The following is a 17802-nucleotide window of genomic DNA, read 5'->3' on the forward strand; positions in this document are numbered from 1 at the left end:
TTGGCGCGCGGATCTGCACAAAACGCCAAAGGCAATAAAGCCAACAACCAACCGGCATCTGCTAAGGGTGCCGGTTCCCATCTTCGTGCCAATAAGGGCCACGAGGCCGACTTCGACGATTTTGAGCCCCTGGTCGAGCCTTCGGCCAACCGTGATATCGCCGGCGTGGTCATTGCCGTTTTGGCGATTGCGTCCTTCATTGCCGTGATTTCGCCGGCGACCGCACCCGTTACGGCTGCGGTTGCCGGTTTCTACCACCTGGGCTTTGGTCTGGGCGCCTACGTGCTGCCGATTGTCATTTTGCTGTTTGCCGCCACTCTCTTTTTAGGCGAGGATTCGCCGCTCAACGTGCGCTCTGTTGCGGGCGGTGCCGTGGTCTTTATCGCCGTCGTCTCCATTCTCTCGCTGATGGTGCCGGGTACGAGCGACTCGTGCGATCTTATGTTTACGCAGCAAAACCTGTCCGCCGCGGGTGGCTACATCGGTGCGTTTATTGCGAGCGCGCTGCAGAATGCCCTGGGTAAGCCTATCGCGATGGTGGTCCTGTTGGGTCTGGCCGTCGTTGGCTTTGTCATCATCGGCTTTTCGGTGGGCGGCGTTTTGCGCTCTGCCCGCGACCGTGCGGCCGATTTTGCCGAGCGCCGTCGTGCCGACGTCAACGCGAGTCCGTGGGGTGACGACGAAGCCCTGTCGGTGCCCGGCGTTGTCCGTCCGCACCTGAGCATTCTTCGTCAAAAGGGCTCCGATGCTGCCGTGACCACGGTCATGGGCAACGATGCGGCCCCGGTTTTGGACGATGACGATGACGACGAGGATCCGTTTGTCGACGTGTCCGATGCCGTGGAGGCCGAGCGCGCTAAGACGACGCTGCTGCCGCGCCGTCATGCCAAGAAGGGCAAGACGGTTCCCAAACTCAATACGAGTGAGCCCGACCCGTCTTGGTCCGAGAGCGAGATTGAGCTTACCGAGGGTGATGTCGAGGACGACGAGTCCCCGCTCGAGACTGCTAAAACCACCTTGCTGCCGCGTCGTCAGGCAAAGCGCGGTCAGGTGACCGGCCAGCTTTCGATGGAGTACGATCCGGACAAGGTCGACGAGTCCGAACCGCCGTTTGCCGTGAATCCCGTCTCGGCTGCCCCTCAAATCCCTGATTTCCTCAAGCATCCCAAGGTTGCCGATGCGCCTGTTGTGAGCGCTGCCGAGGCGTCTACTTCGAGCGATGGGGGAGCGGACAATGCCCCCGCGGATAACGAGGGCGAAGAAGAGGACGGCCTTAAGCTTCCGCCGCTCGAAATCCTGCATGCAAACTCTCAGTCCGCTTCTGCCGCGTCTTCGGACAAGGAGCTGGAACAGACCGCTGAGTCGCTGCAGTCCACGCTGCTTGAGTTTGGCCGTAGCGCTCGCGTCGTCGGCTGGATTGCCGGTCCCACGGTGACGACCTTTAAGCTGCAGCCCGGCGAGGGCGAGCGCGTGAGCAAGATTTCGAGCCTTGAGGACGACATCGCACTGTCGCTTGCTGCACAGTCCGTGCGTATCTTTGCGCCGATTCCCGGCACCTCGCTCGTGGGTATCGAGATTCCCAATCGCAAGCGTCAGAACGTCAACTTGGGCGACGTGTTGCCCTATGTTAAGGGCGGTCCGCTCGAGCTTGCTATCGGCCGCGATGCAGAGGGCACGCCGGTCGTCGCCGACCTCGCTAAGATGCCCCACCTGCTGATCGCCGGTACCACGGGTTCCGGTAAGTCGGTCATGATCAACTCCATCATCACGACTCTGCTCATGCGCGCCCTTCCTGAGGACGTTCGCTTGATCATGGTCGATCCCAAGCGCGTCGAGCTCGCAGGCTATAACGGCCTGCCGCATCTTTACGTGCCCGTAGTGACCGAGCCCAAGCAGGCCGCGAGTGCCTTGCAGTGGGCGGTGTCCGAGATGGAGCGCCGCCTGAAGGTCTTCGAGCGCCTGAACGTGCGCAAGATCTCGACCTATAACGAAAAGCAGGCCGCCGGCGAGTTTGAGCATTACGATAACCCGCCGCAAAAGATGCCCTACCTGGTCATCATCATCGACGAGCTCTCAGACCTGATGATGGTTGCCGGCAAGGATGTCGAGGCGTCGATTGTGCGTATCGCCCAGCTGGGCCGTGCCGCCGGTATCCACCTTATCGTGGCGACTCAGCGTCCGAGCTCTAACGTGGTGACGGGTCTCATCAAGGCAAACATTACCAACCGTATCGCCTTCAACGTCGCAACGGGCATCGACTCCCGCGTCATCATCGACCAGATGGGTGCCGAAAAGCTCACCGGCTTGGGTGACATGCTGTTCTCAAAGGTCGACTGGGGCAAGCCCCGTCGTATCCAGGGCTGTTTTGTTTCGGATGACGAGATCAACGAGATTGTCGAGTTCGTCAAGTCGCAAAGTGAGCCCGACTACCATGAGGAGATCCTGTCGGCTGTGGCACCTGCCTCCATGTCCATGGCAGGTGGCGGCGGCATCGTTCGTATCGGCGTTGCCGAGCCTCAGGACGACGATCCGCTTATTTGGGAAGCCGCTCATATTGTGGTGGAATCGCAGCTGGGCTCCACATCTGGCCTGCAGCGCCGCCTGAAGGTTGGCTATGCGCGCGCCGGGCGTATTATGGACATGCTGGAAGAAAAGGGTGTCGTCGGTCCGCCCGACGGTTCCAAGCCGCGCGAGGTCCTGCTGGATGAAGAAGGCCTTGCCGCGCTGGAATCCGTCGACGCCGAGATGGCACGTGAAGATCGTGAGTTTGGAGGATTCTGATGGCTGCACGCTTTGGTGACATGCTGCTCGAGCAGCGTCGCCGAATGGGCCTTTCCATTCAGCAGGTCGCCAACACCATCAAAATCAGGCCGCAGATCATCGAGTTTTTCGAGAATGGCAATTTTGCATCGATGCCTCCGCGCGGCTATGCGCAGGGCATGATTTCGAGTTATGCGCGCTTTTTGGGCCTCAATCCGCGGGAGGTCGTCAACGCTTATTTTGACGATCTGATGGCATATGAGCGCGAGACGTCGCAGCAGGGTGGTCGTTTTCAGGACGCCGCAGGCTACGTCAATTCGCGCTCCTCGGTTGACAACGGCCGCTTCCTGATGGTTCAGGGCGGGCGTTCGACGCGTTATGGCCAGCGCCCTCAGCAGGCTGGCTATATTACCGAGACGGGCTCGAGCGAGGAGATTCGTTCCCAGCGCGATCGTTTTCGCAGCACGCCGGCGCCTGAGGAGCGCGCACTCCCCGCTGCCCGCGGTGTCGCACGAGACCCTCGTGCCGGCTACGGCGATGGTGGTTATTCCGATCGCGGGTACCGTGGCGTTTCTTCCGGTCGTCCGCGCGGCGGCTATGCAGACGCCGATACTACGCAGGTGACGCCTCGCCTTCGATCCCAGTCACAACCTTATAGCCATCGCTCCTCAGAGCTTCGTTCGGGCCAGCGCAACTACCAGGGTCGCGGCGAGCTCGCCCCCCGCTCAGGTCAGCGCAATATGCAGCGTCAGGGTAGTTATCGCGGTCGTTCCGACAATAACCGCGGTCGCATGCCCCAAGGCACTGGTCGCGGTGGTTCAAATCGTGAACGCGGCGGTGGGCGTGCTCCCCAGAACAACGGTCTCGATCCTCGTATCGTTTACGCCGGCATCGGTGCCGTGGCGCTGCTGTTGATCGTGCTCATCGTGGTGCTCCTACGTGGCTGCGGCTCCTCGGCGCCCGATTCGACGCCCGAGACGCCCGTTGCCACCAAGACAACGACTAAGAAGTCTTCCAAGAAGACCGAATCCGTCGATGAGGATGAAGATGCCGATGAGGCGACGGACGAGTCCACCGATTCGGACGCCGCCAAGACGACGGCCAAGAAGGAGGAGAACGAGGTCACAAAGGTCAAGATCTCCGTTGCCAAGGGCAAGACTGCTTGGATTGAGGTCAAGGTTGATGGCAAGTCGGTCTATGGCGCCCAGGCGACCGGACCCTTTGAGCAGGAATACACGCCCGAGTCCTCGATCGAGATCACCACGTCCAAGCCTTCCGATGTCACCGTTACCAAGAACGGCGAAAAGGTTCGCTACGACACTAAGACGTCGGGCGTGGCACGCGTGACGATCACCGTTCCCAAGAAGGAGACGACCGACTCCAAGGACGGCGAGAGCTCCGACGGCACCGATGGCACCGATGGCACCGACGGAACCGATGGAACCGATACCCAGTCCACGGACGGCACCGATACCGCCACCGACGGGCAGACTACGCCTTATTCAGACGACTATTCGTACGACAGCTACTAAGCCGCTCGTAAGCGAAAGGATTAACCATGGCTAAAGATTCCAGCTTCGACGTCGTGTCCGAGGTCAATATGCAGGAGGTCGACAATGCCTTCCAGCAGACCACGCGCGAGATTTCCCAGCGCTATGACCTGAAGGACTCCGGCGCCACGATCGAGCTTTCGAAGGGCGACAAGCTCTTTACGATCAACGCCCCGGCCGACTTTGTCTCCAAGCAGATCGTCGATGTCCTGAGCTCCAAGCTCATCAAGCGCGGTATCGATCTTAAGGCCGTGTCCTGGGATGCGCCTCAGGCTGCATCGGGCGGTACCGTGCGCGTGCTCGGTCACATCGTCGAGGGTATCGACCAGACGACTGCCAAGAAGATCAATAAGGACATTAAGGATCAGAAGCTCAAGGTCAAGGTGACGATCGAGGCCGACAAACTGCGTGTTTCCTCTGCTTCCAAGGATGCGCTGCAGACCGTGATCCAGTTCCTGCGCGACCAGGACTACGGTCAGCCGCTGCAGTTCACCAACTACCGCTAATTCATTCGAAAGGACCGCTCTCCAACATGGATACTCCGTTGGGCTCCGCACTCTATATCACCCTCGGGTGCGCCAAGAACGAGGTCGATACCGACCGTATGCGTTCGCTGCTGACCGCCGCGGGCTACGAGGAGGCATTCGATCCGCAGGATGCCGATATCGCCATCGTCAATACGTGCTCGTTCCTTGCCTCTGCAACGTCCGAGAGCATCGAGACCACGCTCGAGCTTGCCAATGAGGTGCAGGACGGCGTTCGTTCCTGCCCGATCGTCATGTGCGGCTGTGTGCCGTCACGCTACGGCGACGACCTGCCCGACGAGCTGCCCGAAGTTGCGGCCTTTGTGAAGGCCGACGAGGAAGACGGCATCGTGGCGGTCATCGATGACGTGCTGGGTGTCGAGCGCGAGATTGCCGCCTATATTCCGCAGGTCAAGCGTACCGTCGAGGGCGCTGTCGCCTACGTCAAGATCTCCGATGGCTGCAACCGCTTCTGTAGCTTCTGCATGATCCCGTATATCCGCGGTCGTTATCACTCGCGCAATGCCGAGAGCATTATCTCCGAGGTTCGCGACCTGGTCGCCGGTGGTGTGCGCGAGATCGTACTGATCGGTCAGGACACGGGCATCTGGGGTACCGACTTTGCCGACGAGGACCTCGCCGAGGGCGAGCCGCGCAATCTGGCGCAGCTGTTGCAGGCCGTTGCTGAGGCGGTGCGTCCTCATAACGTGTGGGTCCGCGTACTCTACCTGCAGCCCGAGGGCATGACTGACGAGCTTATCGAGACCATTCGCGATACGCCCGAGGTGCTGCCCTATATCGATATCCCCGTGCAGCACTGCGATGCGCGCATCCTTAAGGCCATGCGTCGCTCCGGTTCGCGCCAGGAGCTCGAGGATCTGTTCCGCGACCTGCGCGAGCGCATCCCCGGTATTGTGATTCGCTCCACGGCCATGGTTGGCTTCCCGACCGAGACCGACGACGAGTTCCGCGATCTTATCGACTTTATGGACACCGTCGGCTTTGACTACACGAGCGTCTTTGCCTACTCGCGTGAGGAGGGCAGCCTGGCCGCCAAGATGGAGGGGCAGGTCGATGAGGAGGTCAAGCTCGAGCGCGCCCAGGAGGCTATGGACCTGTCCGAGTCGCTCGGCTTTGCCGCGACTGCCGCGCACGTGGGCGAGCGCGCCCAGGTGATCGTCGACGGTATCGAGGAGACCGAAGACGGTGCCGAGCTCATCGGACATGCCTGGTTCCAGGCGCCCGATTCCGATGGCGCGGTGCATCTGGATGCCAGCGAGGCATCTGTGGGCGATATTCTGACGGTCGAGTTTACCGATAGCTTCTGCTACGAGCTTATCGGTCATGTTGTGGAGTAGGAGAGCGTCGTGGCTAACGAGAGCAATAAGGAACTGACGAGTGTCTGGACGCCCGCCAACATCGTGACGTGCGTGCGTATCGTCTTTATTCCGGTGTTCATGATCGTGTCGGCGCTGTCTCACACAAGCGTTGCCGGTACGGATTGGAGCACCTTCGACGGCCCGCTCGCCGCCGCCGCCTTTATTCTGTACGTCATCCTGTCGTGCACAGACAAGGTTGATGGCTACCTGGCTCGTTCGCGCAACGAGATCACCGACTTCGGTAAGTTCCTGGATCCCATCGCCGATAAGTTGCTCGTGTTCTCGGCCCTGCTGCTGTTCTTGGACTTTGGTGCCGTTACTGTGTGGTCGGTGTTCATCATCCTGTTCCGCGAGCTGCTGGTGAGCGCCCTGCGCATGGTCGCGAGTGCGGCCGGTGTGGTCGTTGCCGCCGATAAGCTCGGCAAGTACAAGACGGCGACCACGATGGTCTCCATCTGCGGCTACCTGTGCGTCTTTGCGATGACCGGCCTCCAGTTGGGGCCTGCGGAGCTGTTGCTCGGTCTCTATGGCGTCTCACGCTTCCTGTACGCCGTGGCCGTTATCCTGACCGTTATCTCGGGCGCTCAGTACTTCTGGAACTGCCGCAAGATCGTCTTTTCGGTCTAGGTCCTGGTGGGCATGACGAAATCATTTGAGCAGATTGCCGCGCACAATGAAGAGCTCGCAGCCGATATCGTCGAGCGTGCAAGCGTTCGTGGTGTGACGGTATCGACGGCTGAATCTCTAACAGCGGGCATGATCGCCTCGACGATCGCCGATATCCCCGGTGCCTCGGCGGTGCTGCGCGGCGGTGCGGTGACGTACTGCGACGAGATTAAGCATCGCGTGCTCGGCGTTAAGCAAGAGACGCTCGACCACTATACCGCGGTGTCGTATCAGACGGCGCGAGAGATGGCTGCCGGTTCGCTGGAGCTGTATCAGAGCGATATTGCCGTGAGCGCGACGGGCTATGCCGGCCCCGGTGGAGGCACCGAAGACGATCCGGCTGGCACTTTTTATATTGGTTGGGCGTATCGCTCGGCCGATGGGGGAGTGCCGGTCGTGGACTCCATTCGTTGTCACTATGAGGGCGATCGTTCGTGTGTTCGTGCCCATGCGGTCGCGGAGGCACTGGGTCGCATTGTCTGTGTGCTCGATTCTATGGAATAGACGTGTTTTAAGGGGCCTCCGGGCCCCTTAATTGTGGAGATAGGGACCTCCGGCGAATTTGATCTTTGTGCAGGTAGTAGTCGTAATCTTGCTCGTCATGCCTTGCTTGGTTCACCTGCGGTCAAGTTTTTGGTCAGTTTTTGGTCGGCGTTTGGTTGGGTTTTGGAAAGGTCGGCTGCATATGATTTATCTGAACGGTTGACCACGAACAGCCGTTCGTTTATTATCGATGCAGGTTGTTAAGAGGAGGGCTATTCATGGCCAAGAATTCAGGTCCCGTACGTACCGTTCATGCTCGCACGACGGGTAAAGAGCGCGATGAGATGATCGCCACCACCAAGGCCGAGATCGAGAAGAAATTCGGCCAGGGTTCCATCATGAGGTACGGTGACGGTGGTCCCGAGCTCGAGGTCGAGGCCATTCCCACGGGCGCCCTGGCCCTCGATGCCGCTCTGGGCATCGGCGGCGTGCCGCGCGGACGTATCGTCGAGATTTACGGCCCCGAGTCCTCCGGTAAGACAACGCTTTCGCTCGAGATTTTGGCAGAGGCCCAGGCTATGGGCGGCGTCGTGGCATTTATTGATGCCGAGCACGCGCTCGATCCCACGTATGCCGCGCGTATCGGCGTGGACATCGATGAGGTCCTCATTTCCCAGCCCGATACGGGCGAGCAGGCGCTCGAGATCGTCGACATGCTCGTTCGCTCTGGCGCCATCGACGCCATTGTCGTCGACTCTGTCGCCGCTTTGACTCCGCGTGCCGAGATCGAGGGCGAGATCGGCGACACTACGGTCGGCCTTCAAGCCCGTCTGATGAGCCAGGCGCTCCGTAAGCTCGCAGGCTCGCTCGCCAAATCTAAAACGACCTGCATCTTCATTAACCAGCTGCGCGAGAAGATCGGCGTCATGTTCGGCAACCCCGAGACTACGACGGGCGGCCGCGCCCTCAAGTTCTTCTCTTCGGTGCGCATCGATATTCGCCGCATCGACAGCATCAAGCTCAAGGACGAGGTTATCGGCAATCGCGTGCGTGCCAAGGTCGTCAAGAACAAGGTGGCCGCTCCGTTCCGCTCGGCCGAGTTTGACATCATGTACGGCACGGGCATCTCTAAGGAGGGCTCGATTCTGGACATGGCCGTCGAGTGCGGTATCTGCAAAAAGATGGGTTCTTGGTTTGCTTACGGTGAGGACAAGCTCGGTAATGGTCGCGAGGCCGCTAAGGCCTTCCTGCGCGAGCACCCCGATTGTGCTGACGAGATCGAGCATAAGGTTCGCCTCGCCTGCGGCCTTGAATTCGATGACGATGCTCCGTCCGAGGTCGAGCTGACCGATCAGCCCGAAACTGAGGAGTTCGATGAGCTTTACGCCATCGATGGCTCCGCGATGCTCGATGACGACGAGTAGCGGTTGCCCTCATGTCGTATACGGTGACCGAGGCAACGGTCGTCTTCCCCGATAAGAAGGCGACCTCCTCGTTCTCGAGTGGGTATGCATCAAAAAAGCCTTGTGCACATATCGACTGCGAGCTCGAGGGTGGTTTTGAACGATCCATCTGGATTCCTGTTCGTGTTGCGCGCCTGTTTCTTAAAAATCGCCCCGAACTTCCCTGCGATTGGGATGAGTTTCGCGAGGCGGTACAGCTCATTGAGCGTAAATGCGCGCTTACCATGGTGACTGAGATGCTGTCGCGCCGCGACCATGCCACGGGCGAAATCCGTGACAAGCTCGCTCGTTACGGATTTCACCAACCCGCAATTGATTTCGCCGTCCAGCGTGCCACTGAGTTTCGCTTTTTAGATGAGAACCGCTTTTGTTCGTACTTTATCGAGGGGCGCAAACGACGTGGCTGGGGACAGCGCAAGATTGAGACCGAGCTCAAGCGCCGCCATGTCGTGCTCGATGATATCCCCGGCTATCCCGAGGATTATTTTGCCGTGGAGGACGACTTGGCTCGCGCATCGGCTTTACTCGCGAAGCGTCGTGTTCCCGAGACACGTGGATTCGAAAAGCTCGTCCGGTTTTTGATGGGTAAGGGCTTTTCGTACCACATCGCCGCCGATGCCGTTAAGGCGCGTCTCGATGCCGAACATGAGGAATGTGCAGTTTAGACACATGTGGTTTGCGTACCCGCCGTTCACCGCGTTTTAGTCGCCGTACCGGGTCCATTTATTTGACAGTTGTTACGGTTCAACGTACGATAAACACTGTCATTTGCTTTGTGATATGTGCTCATCTTTGATGAGTTTGTTTATATGTTTATCTGTATCCGACCCGCATAAGCTGCGCCCATATTACTCAAATGTCGTGAGCCGTTCGCAAGGACGGTTCGCTTTGTTGTGTAACGAATCCATAAAAAGGAGTGAGCATGCCTATTATCGCAGCGCTCGTTGGCATCGTTTTGGGTGCCATCGCCGCCATTACCTACATGCGCACCGCCAAGCAGGGTAGTCTTCACGAGGCCGACGAAAAGATCCAGTCGGCTCACGCACAGGCTGAGTCCCTAATCGGTGATGCAAAGCGTCAGGCCGAGACCCTCAAAAAAGAGGCTCTGCTTGAGGCAAAGGAAGAGATCATCAAGAATAAGCAGGCTGCCGAGGCCGAGGACAAGCAGCGTAAGAGCGAGATTCGTACGCTCGAGAACCGTGTGATGCAGCGCGAGGAGTCCCTCGATCGCCGCAACGATGCCCTCGACAAGCGTGAACATCAGCTGTCCAGCCAGGCTGGCCAGGTCGAGAAGCGCTCCCGTGAGCTTGAGGAGCTTTGCGCCAAGCAGACCTCGGAGCTCGAGCGCATCGCCGACCTGACCCGCGAGGATGCTCACAAGGAACTCCTCGACAAGGTTCGTGGCGAGGTTACCCACGAGGCCGCTACGATCATCCGTGAGTCCGAGCAGCAGGTTCGCGCCGAGTGCCACAAGACCGCTCAGGAGATCTTGTCCCTGGCGATTCAGCGCTGCGCCGCCGATCACACTGCTGAGGTCACCGTTACCTCCGTGCATATTCCGTCTGACGACCTGAAGGGTCGCATCATCGGCCGCGAGGGTCGCAACATCCGCACCTTCGAGCAGGTTTCCGGCGTCAACCTTGTGATCGACGACACGCCTGAGACCGTCGTGCTTTCGAGCTTCGATCCGGTCCGTCGCGAGACCGCCCGCGTCGCCCTTGAGAACCTTATTGCTGACGGCCGCATTCACCCCGCCCGCATCGAGGAGATGTATCACAAGGCCGCCGACTTGGTTCAGCAGCGCGTGCGCGAGGCTGGCGAACAGGCTGCCTTCGATACCGGTATCCACGATCTGCATCCCGAGATCGTTAAGACCCTGGGTGCTCTTCGCTACCGCACCTCGTTTGGTCAGAACGTGCTCCAGCATTCCCTTGAGGTTTCCGACCTGTGCGGCGTGATGGCTTCCGAGCTTGGCCTGGACGTTGTGACTGCAAAGCGTGCCGGCCTGCTGCACGACCTTGGCAAGGCTATCGACCATGACGTTGAGGGTCCGCATGCCGTTATCGGCGCCGAGCTCGCCCGTCGCTATGGCGAGAAGCCCGTTATCGTTCACGCTATCGAGGCTCACCACGCCGACGTCGACCCCAACACGGTGCTCGATGTTCTGGTCCAGGCTGCCGATGCCGTTTCTGCCTCTCGCCCCGGTGCCCGTCGCGAATCGGCCGAGAACTACATCAAGCGTCTTGAGAAGCTCGAGGAGATCGCCAATTCCCATGACGGCGTCGAGCGTACCTATGCCATGCAGGCTGGTCGCGAGGTCCACGTCATGGTTCAGCCGGACAAGATTTCCGATGCTCAGTCCACGGTCTTGGCTCATGACATCGCCCATCAGATCGAGGAAGAGATGGAGTATCCCGGTCAGGTGCGCGTCGTCGTGATTCGCGAGAGCCGCGCTGTTGATATCGCTAAATAACATGAACGACGCGAACGAGCTCATCTCATTTATCGCGTCGATGTCGGGGGAGGGCAACCTTCGCGTCGAGGAGAACCTTGGCGAGGGGTATGTCCGCCTCCGCGTTTCGGAAGCTGAACGGCGCCAGGCAAAGCACGACATTCAGCATGTCGAGGATATTGTCATCGAAATGCTGCGCAACGCTCGTGATGCCGGCGCCGACAAGGTCTATCTCGCTACGACCAAGGAAGATGGTGTCCGTACGCTCGTCTTTCTGGATAACGGCTCGGGTGTGCCGCAGGATATGCAGGAGCGCATCTTCGATGCCCGCGTTACTTCCAAGCTTGAGAGCATGAAGATGGACCGTTGGGGTGTTCACGGTCGAGGCATGGCATTGTTCTCGATTAAGCAGAACGCCGACGAGGCGCTCGTTGTCGCGTCTGATGTTGACCTTGGCTCGGTCTTTAAGGTGAGCGTCGCTACCGACCGCCTTGGCGAGCGCGCCGATCAGTCCAGCTGGCCTCAGGCCGTGAAGGATGAGGACGGTCACTATGTCTGCGCCCGTGGCCCTCACAACATCATTCGCGCCGCCTGTGAGTTTGCCCTCGAGGAGCTGCGCGCCTGTGATGTCTATTTGGGGTCTCCGTCCGAGATTGCCGCGACGTTGCATGCGCAGGCCTCCAGCCGTCTCGATGCTTCTCGTCTTTTGTTTATCGATGACGAAGCCGAGCTTCCCGTGGTGGATCGTCTGGGTCTTGCTTCGGATGCGGAAGACTTTATCCGTATCTGTTCGGGTTTGGGCCTTGAGATGTCCGAGCGTACGGCGCATCGTATCTTGGCGGGCCAGATTAAGCCCGTTCGCGGTGTGACCGCACGTCTGCTACGCGAGCGCGATTCGTCCTCACATGCGTCTGCTCCGGTTGATCTCGCCAAAGATCGTCGCGGGCTGCGTATCGCCAAGGACGACATGGCGCAGTTCTCGCGAGCCGTCGAGCGCGACTTTAACGATCTTGCATCGCGGTACTATCTCAACCTTTGCGGCGACCCCAAGATTCGTGTTTCGCGTGATCGTATTACCGTGACGTTCGATCTTGCCAAAGAGGAATAGCATCTTTACCGAGTCCGTTCGGTACGATACAGTTATTGCAGTTAAAACGTACTTTTAAACGCAGGAGTTTCTTCATGGATTGCCTGAAGGTATCAAGCAAATCATCGCCCGCGTCCGTTGCCGGCGCCATTGCCGGCATGGTCAAAGATGGTGTTCCCGTCAATATTCAGTGTGTCGGCGCGGGCGCCGTCAACCAGGCCATTAAGGCTGTGGCCATTGCACGCGGATTTTTGATTCCGACCGGGTTTGATATTTCCTGCGCGCCGGTGTTCTCCGACATCCTCATCAACGGGGAGTCGCGCACGGCCATCCGTCTTTCTATTTACGTTCATCAGATTAATCGAGCTGCTATGGATAACGTTGTGATGGACGACGTTAAGCCTGTGGCATAGAGTTTTTACTCTTTGCCCGCCCTCTTTGATTCCGCCTATTCCACCTCGTTAGGACTTATACACATGGACCAGGGTTCCGTACGCGATATTCTTGCCGGTAAAACCTACTTCATCCGCACCTTTGGCTGCCAGATGAATCAGCACGACTCCGAGCGCGTGAGTGGCCTGCTCGACTCGTATGGCTGCCTTATGGCGCTCGATCCGGAGCATGCTGACATTGTCGTGTTCATGACGTGCTGCGTTCGAGAGGCCGCTGACACCCGTCTGTACGGTCAGTGCAACTCTTGTAAGAGCCTCCCGCCTTCGCCCTCGGGCAAGCGCGTGGTCGCCGTGGGCGGCTGCATCGCGCAGCGCGACGGCGAGGGCCTGCTCACGAATGTCGATAACGTCAATGTCATCTTTGGTACGCATTCTATCGCGCATGTTGCCGAGCTCATTGCCGAGGCATTCTTGGACGGCAAGCGTCATATTCGCACCAACGAGCACGAGGACACGGATGCTATGAGCATGCCGTGGCATCGTGAGACCCAGTATCACGCCTGGGTCCCCATTATGACGGGCTGTAATAACTTCTGCACTTATTGCATCGTGCCGTATGTGCGCGGTCGCGAAAAGAGTCGCCCTTTCGAGGAGATTGTCGACGAGGTGACCGGTCTAGTACGCCAGGGCGTGCGTGAGATTACGCTTCTGGGTCAAAACGTCAACTCCTATGGTCGCGACCTGTTTGGCAAGCCGCGCTTTGCCGACCTGCTGCGCGCCGTGGGCGATACGGGTGTAGAGCGTATTTTCTTTACTTCCTCGCACCCCAAAGACCTGCTGCCCGAGACCATCGACGCTATGGCCGAGACGCCTGCCGTCATGCCGCAACTGCACCTGGCAGTTCAGTCGGGCTCGACGCGCATCCTTAAAGAGATGAACCGTCGCTATACGCGCGAGGATTATCTGGGGCTTGTCGATCGCATCCGCAATCGCATGCCCGATATCGCGCTTTCGACCGATATCATCGTGGGCTTCCCCGGCGAGACCGAGGAAGACTTTGAGCAGACGTTCTCGCTTGCCGAGACGGTCCGTTATGCTCAGGCCTATACGTTTATCTACTCCAAGCGCGCCGGTACTCCGGCCGCCGAGATTGACGATCCCACGCCGCATGAGGTGATTCTTGAGCGCTTCAACCGTCTGGTGGAGGTTATCGAGACCACAGCGCACGAGTATAACCAGGGTGAGCTCCACACCGTTGTGCCGGCGCTTATTGAGGGTACGAGCAAAAAGAATGACGCGATGCTGCTGGGCAAGAGTCCTAAGAATCAGACTGTTCATGCACCGATTCCCGAGGGCTACAGCATCGATCAGTTGATTGGCAAGATTGTCGATGTTGACGTCGACGTTGCCAAGACGTGGTATCTGTCCGGATCCGTTGTGGGCGAGCCGCGCTAATGATTTCTTCCGGGGCAGGTCTTTCCGCCGTTGCGATTGTCGGTCCGACTGCGGTTGGCAAAAGTGATGTCGCAGATCGTTTGGCGTCTCGCCTTTCGTCCGAAGTGCTGTCGTGTGACGCGATGCAAATATATAGAGGCATGGATATCGGCACTGCCAAGATGGCACCCGAGGAATGCACGGCGCCTCTACGCCTGGTCGATATTGTTGAACCGGGCGTTGCATATTCTGCAGCGTTGTATCAGGCAGACGCTCGTGTACATGTTGAGCGCTTGCTGGGCGAGGGCCGCCTACCGGTGTTTTGCGGGGGCACGGGCTTGTATCTCAAGGCGGCCCTGGATGAGATGGATTTTCCCTCGGGCGAACTTGAGGACGATCGCCGCGCGGGGTATCAGGAGCTTGCCGAGCGCATTGGCGAGGAAGCGCTACACGCGCTGCTTGCTGAGCGTGACCCCGAGTCCGCTGCGGTCATCCATCCCCATAATGTTCGTCGTGTGATTCGCGCGCTCGAAATGCACGATGACGGTGTGTCCTACGCGCAGCAAAAGTCGCAGTTTAGTGTTCCGCGCGAGCATTATCACGCTCTGTGGTTTGGATTGATGCGTAATCGCGAGGCGCTTTACGAGCGTATTAACCTACGCGTCGATCTGATGTTTGAGCAGGGTCTTATTGATGAGGTTCGCGGTCTTATGGACCAGGGGCTGAGAGATGCCCTGACTTCGATGCAAGCGATTGGCTATAAAGAGATTATCGATGCCTTTGACGGCGTGATTTCCATGGATGAGGCTCGCGAACTCATCAAGATGCGTTCGCGTCGCTATGCCAAGCGTCAGCTTTCGTGGTTTAAACGCGATGACCGCATCGTGTGGTTCGACATGGACGAGTTTACGATCGATGAGGTCGTTGAGGATATCCTTCACCGTATCGAGGCGGCCTAATGGCTCGATTTCCCCTCGTTCCCACGGCGCCTGAGCCCGAACGTGCCGTTCTTGTCGGAGTTGAGTGGCGCGATAACGCCTGGCCGCTTGATCGTTCGCTTGACGAGCTTGAGCGCCTGGCCCATACGGCTGGCGCCCAGTGCGTGGCGCGTTTGTCACAACGTCTGGTTAAGCCGTATCCAAAATCGTTTATCGGCTCCGGAAAGGTTGAGGAGCTTTGCGGGCTCGTACATCGTATGGATGCCGATGTTGTTATCTTCGACGACGATTTAACGCCCTCGCAGCAGTCGTATCTTGAGAAAGCCGTGGGCGAACCGGTTAAGATTATCGATCGCACGGCGTTGATTCTCGATATCTTTGGCCTGCACGCTCAGACCCGTGAGGGCCGCCTGCAGGTGCAGCTAGCCCAATTGCAGTATCTGTTGCCCCGCTTGCGCGGTATGTGGAGCCATCTTGCTAAAGAGCAGACACGCGGTGGCATTGGCTCGCGCTTTGGCCAGGGCGAAAGCCAGCTCGAGGTTGACCGACGTTTGATTCGCAACAAGATTGCCGCGCTTCGTCGTGAGCTTAAGCAGGTCGAACAGCGCCGCGATGTCCAGTCAAAGAGTCGTATCGAGTCGCCGGCGTTTCGCGTTGCCCTAGCCGGTTATACCAATGCCGGTAAGTCGACGTTGCTCAATCGCCTGACCGGGTCCACGGTGCTTTCTCAGGACAAATTGTTCGCCACGCTCGATCCGACGACGCGCTCGTATCGCTTGCCCGGTGGTCGTGGTATGACCATTACCGATACCGTTGGCTTTATTCAAAAGCTACCGCATGGTCTCGTTGATGCCTTTAAGTCCACGCTGTCTGAGGTCCTTGGTGCTGACCTGGTCCTTAAAGTTGTGGATGCCTCTGACGAGGACTACGAGCGCCAGCTTGAGGCGGTCGATCGCGTTCTTGACGAGATCGGTGCCGGTGAGCGTTTGACGCTTACGGTGTTCAATAAAATCGACCTACTCGATAGCGTCGATCGATTGAGTTTCCATCGTCGCTATCCCGAGGCCGTGCTGTTCTCGGCCCAGACGGGCGAGGGGCTCGACGATCTCGTCGACCGTATTGCTCGTGAGGCAGCTGCCACCGATGTGTTGCTCTCCGCTGATATCCCGTATCGCGAGGGCGCCCTCATTACGCTGGTGCATGAGCAGGGAACCCTTCTGCATGAGGAATATCTAGAGGACGGCGTTCGCATTGTGGCAAAGATGCCGGCCCGAATCGCGCCGCGTCTTGAGCGCTATCGTACGGAATAAACGAGCTCTAGTACGCCTAGAATGACAGGCTGATGGAGCAGGTAGAACGATAAGGCATGCCGACCGAGGACTGCGAGCGCCGGGATGGGATTGGCGTATGCCCATGCCGGCGCTTCGTGGCTTGATGCTTGTGCATCCTGGGCAGTAAAGAAGCCGGTAAGGTACATAAAGACAAACGGAATGAGCGGATAGTAGTCTCCCGAAACAAAATCCGGGCCCGGGAATCCAAGCCATGCCAGGTAGGGGAGTGGGTAGACAGCCTTTGGAATGCCCCAGGTTAGGGCAAAAAGAACAAGGCACGCTGCGATGCCCCACGAGACCGGTATTTTTTGAAGTAACGGACGGGTGAGTGCAACCACCGCGGTGCACGCCGCCATGCAATAAATGATGCCAAAGTTTACCGAATCGTCGACTGATACCAGTGTAGTTGCAATCCATACGACCAAAGCTGCGGCCGCGTACTTGAGGGCGCGCTTAACGTTATTACGCGAGAGCGTGCACATCCAACCGGCGATAAACAAAAATACCCAGCTGATACTTGCGCGCCAGATATCCTGGAAAACCGTTTCGGTAAACCATGGCATATCCCATCCATATAGGTAGGCCAAATCGTAGCAGGCGTGAAAACCTGCCATCGACAGCATCGTAAACCCGCGGATGGTATCAAATATGGTGATGCGATTTTGCATTACGAGAACCGGCGCATTAATCCGACAACCTTACCCAAAATAACGGGGTTCGTCGCATAGATGGGCTCCATAGTGTCGTTCTCGGGCTGCAAGCGCACGCGCCCCTGCTCCTTGTAGAACGTCTTGACAGTCGCCGAGCCATCGATCATAGCCACGACGATTTCGCCGTTCATCGCGCTCTTTTGCTCGCGAACGATAATGTAGTCACCGTTGTAGATGCCGACATTGATCATTGAGCTGCCGTGCACTTCAAGGATAAAGGAGCCCTGGTCTGTGGCGATTTCGGTCGGGATGGTAAAGGTGTCCTCGATATTTTGTTCGGCCAGAATGGGAATCCCAGCCGCGACGCGACCGACGAGCGGCAGCGAGACCGTTCCGCGGGGCGCCGTGGGTTCATCGGATTTGGAAATCGAGACAGAGGATCCGTCCTCATCAAAGAGCTCTAGGGCGCGAGGCTTGGTGGCATCGCGCTTGAGCAGTCCTCGAGCCTCCAGGGCAGAGAGATGAGCATGCACCGTGCTGGGGGAGGAGAGGCCTACGGCCGATGCCATCTCGCGCACACTGGGCGGATAGCCCTTCTCCTGCTGATATTCCTTGATGAAGTCGTAAATCTGCTGCTGACGCTTGGTAATTTTGCGAGCCATCAGGGGATCCTCTCTGCCAATGTCAAACAAA

The 17802-nt window shown here is 58.4% G+C and carries 16 protein-coding genes; 14 read left to right on the forward strand and 2 right to left on the reverse strand.

The window, feature by feature from the left end; all coding sequences use genetic code 11:
- From AB5Z20_RS01425 to hflX, 14 genes are all read left to right on the forward strand, one after another.
- Complete coding sequence (locus AB5Z20_RS01425; protein ID WP_368156013.1) at nt 1–2781, forward strand: FtsK/SpoIIIE family DNA translocase; 2781 nt, start codon at nt 1–3, stop codon at nt 2779–2781.
- Nucleotides 2781–4292 carry a RodZ domain-containing protein gene (locus AB5Z20_RS01430; RefSeq protein WP_368156015.1) on the forward strand — a complete coding sequence of 504 codons (1512 nt, stop codon included), beginning with the start codon at nt 2781–2783 and terminating at the stop codon, nt 4290–4292. The genes AB5Z20_RS01425 and AB5Z20_RS01430 overlap by 1 nt, the downstream gene beginning before the upstream one ends.
- A gap of 26 nt (nt 4293–4318) precedes the next feature.
- Nucleotides 4319–4816, forward strand: coding sequence for a YajQ family cyclic di-GMP-binding protein (locus tag AB5Z20_RS01435; RefSeq protein WP_195535612.1), 498 nt, complete (start codon nt 4319–4321; stop codon nt 4814–4816).
- A gap of 26 nt (nt 4817–4842) precedes the next feature.
- On the forward strand, nt 4843–6192 hold the full coding sequence (gene rimO / locus AB5Z20_RS01440) for a 30S ribosomal protein S12 methylthiotransferase RimO (RefSeq protein WP_368156017.1): 1350 nt from the start codon (nt 4843–4845) through the stop codon (nt 6190–6192).
- A gap of 9 nt (nt 6193–6201) precedes the next feature.
- Complete coding sequence (pgsA, locus tag AB5Z20_RS01445) at nt 6202–6840, forward strand: CDP-diacylglycerol--glycerol-3-phosphate 3-phosphatidyltransferase (protein WP_195445508.1); 639 nt, start codon at nt 6202–6204, stop codon at nt 6838–6840.
- Between the two features lie 12 nt (nt 6841–6852).
- Nucleotides 6853–7383 (forward strand): CinA family protein, encoded by a 531-nt coding sequence (locus AB5Z20_RS01450; protein WP_368156019.1) that lies wholly within the window; start codon nt 6853–6855, stop codon nt 7381–7383.
- A 257-nt stretch (nt 7384–7640) separates the two neighbouring features.
- Nucleotides 7641–8786, forward strand: a complete 1146-nt coding sequence (gene recA, locus AB5Z20_RS01455; RefSeq protein ID WP_368156021.1) for a recombinase RecA — start codon at nt 7641–7643, stop codon at nt 8784–8786.
- 11 nt (nt 8787–8797) lie between these two features.
- On the forward strand, nt 8798–9490 hold the full coding sequence (locus AB5Z20_RS01460; protein WP_368156023.1) for a regulatory protein RecX: 693 nt from the start codon (nt 8798–8800) through the stop codon (nt 9488–9490).
- Between the two features lie 257 nt (nt 9491–9747).
- A complete protein-coding gene (gene rny / locus AB5Z20_RS01465; protein WP_368156025.1) occupies nt 9748–11298 on the forward strand; it encodes a ribonuclease Y in 1551 nt (516 codons plus the stop codon).
- Between the two features lies 1 nt (nt 11299).
- Nucleotides 11300–12385 carry an ATP-binding protein gene (locus tag AB5Z20_RS01470; RefSeq protein ID WP_368156027.1) on the forward strand — a complete coding sequence of 362 codons (1086 nt, stop codon included), beginning with the start codon at nt 11300–11302 and terminating at the stop codon, nt 12383–12385.
- A 74-nt stretch (nt 12386–12459) separates the two neighbouring features.
- Nucleotides 12460–12777, forward strand: coding sequence for a stage V sporulation protein S (locus AB5Z20_RS01475; protein WP_006235982.1), 318 nt, complete (start codon nt 12460–12462; stop codon nt 12775–12777).
- Nucleotides 12778–12840: 63 nt separating this feature from the next.
- Nucleotides 12841–14211 carry a tRNA (N6-isopentenyl adenosine(37)-C2)-methylthiotransferase MiaB gene (gene miaB, locus AB5Z20_RS01480; RefSeq protein WP_368156028.1) on the forward strand — a complete coding sequence of 457 codons (1371 nt, stop codon included), beginning with the start codon at nt 12841–12843 and terminating at the stop codon, nt 14209–14211.
- Nucleotides 14211–15149, forward strand: coding sequence for a tRNA (adenosine(37)-N6)-dimethylallyltransferase MiaA (miaA, locus tag AB5Z20_RS01485; protein WP_368156030.1), 939 nt, complete (start codon nt 14211–14213; stop codon nt 15147–15149). Before miaB ends, miaA begins: the two co-directional genes overlap by 1 nt.
- On the forward strand, nt 15149–16438 hold the full coding sequence (gene hflX / locus AB5Z20_RS01490) for a GTPase HflX (RefSeq protein ID WP_368156032.1): 1290 nt from the start codon (nt 15149–15151) through the stop codon (nt 16436–16438). Before miaA ends, hflX begins: the two co-directional genes overlap by 1 nt.
- Here the strand turns inward: hflX and AB5Z20_RS01495 are convergent.
- Nucleotides 16423–17127: a heparan-alpha-glucosaminide N-acetyltransferase gene (locus AB5Z20_RS01495; RefSeq protein ID WP_368156033.1), complete on the reverse strand. Its 705-nt coding sequence runs from the start codon at nt 17125–17127 to the stop codon at nt 16423–16425. The genes hflX and AB5Z20_RS01495 overlap by 16 nt on opposite strands.
- A complete protein-coding gene (gene lexA / locus AB5Z20_RS01500; protein ID WP_195239284.1) occupies nt 17127–17771 on the reverse strand; it encodes a transcriptional repressor LexA in 645 nt (214 codons plus the stop codon). The genes AB5Z20_RS01495 and lexA overlap by 1 nt, the downstream gene beginning before the upstream one ends.
- Nucleotides 17772–17802: the final 31 nt, after the last annotated feature.

The organism is Collinsella aerofaciens (assembly GCF_040910245.1).
GTDB lineage: Bacteria > Actinomycetota > Coriobacteriia > Coriobacteriales > Coriobacteriaceae > Collinsella.

Coding starts and splice junctions, on each gene's coding strand:
- AB5Z20_RS01430 (WP_368156015.1), top strand. CDS start 2,781: ATGGCTGCACGCTTTGGTGACATGCTGCTCGAGCAGCGTCGCCGAATG.
- AB5Z20_RS01435 (WP_195535612.1), top strand. CDS start 4,319: ATGGCTAAAGATTCCAGCTTCGACGTCGTGTCCGAGGTCAATATGCAG.
- rimO (WP_368156017.1), top strand. CDS start 4,843: ATGGATACTCCGTTGGGCTCCGCACTCTATATCACCCTCGGGTGCGCC.
- AB5Z20_RS01450 (WP_368156019.1), top strand. CDS start 6,853: ATGACGAAATCATTTGAGCAGATTGCCGCGCACAATGAAGAGCTCGCA.
- recA (WP_368156021.1), top strand. CDS start 7,641: ATGGCCAAGAATTCAGGTCCCGTACGTACCGTTCATGCTCGCACGACG.
- AB5Z20_RS01460 (WP_368156023.1), top strand. CDS start 8,798: ATGTCGTATACGGTGACCGAGGCAACGGTCGTCTTCCCCGATAAGAAG.
- rny (WP_368156025.1), top strand. CDS start 9,748: ATGCCTATTATCGCAGCGCTCGTTGGCATCGTTTTGGGTGCCATCGCC.
- AB5Z20_RS01470 (WP_368156027.1), top strand. CDS start 11,300: ATGAACGACGCGAACGAGCTCATCTCATTTATCGCGTCGATGTCGGGG.
- AB5Z20_RS01475 (WP_006235982.1), top strand. CDS start 12,460: ATGGATTGCCTGAAGGTATCAAGCAAATCATCGCCCGCGTCCGTTGCC.
- miaB (WP_368156028.1), top strand. CDS start 12,841: ATGGACCAGGGTTCCGTACGCGATATTCTTGCCGGTAAAACCTACTTC.
- miaA (WP_368156030.1), top strand. CDS start 14,211: ATGATTTCTTCCGGGGCAGGTCTTTCCGCCGTTGCGATTGTCGGTCCG.
- hflX (WP_368156032.1), top strand. CDS start 15,149: ATGGCTCGATTTCCCCTCGTTCCCACGGCGCCTGAGCCCGAACGTGCC.
- AB5Z20_RS01495 (WP_368156033.1), bottom strand. CDS start 17,127: ATGCAAAATCGCATCACCATATTTGATACCATCCGCGGGTTTACGATG.
- lexA (WP_195239284.1), bottom strand. CDS start 17,771: ATGGCTCGCAAAATTACCAAGCGTCAGCAGCAGATTTACGACTTCATC.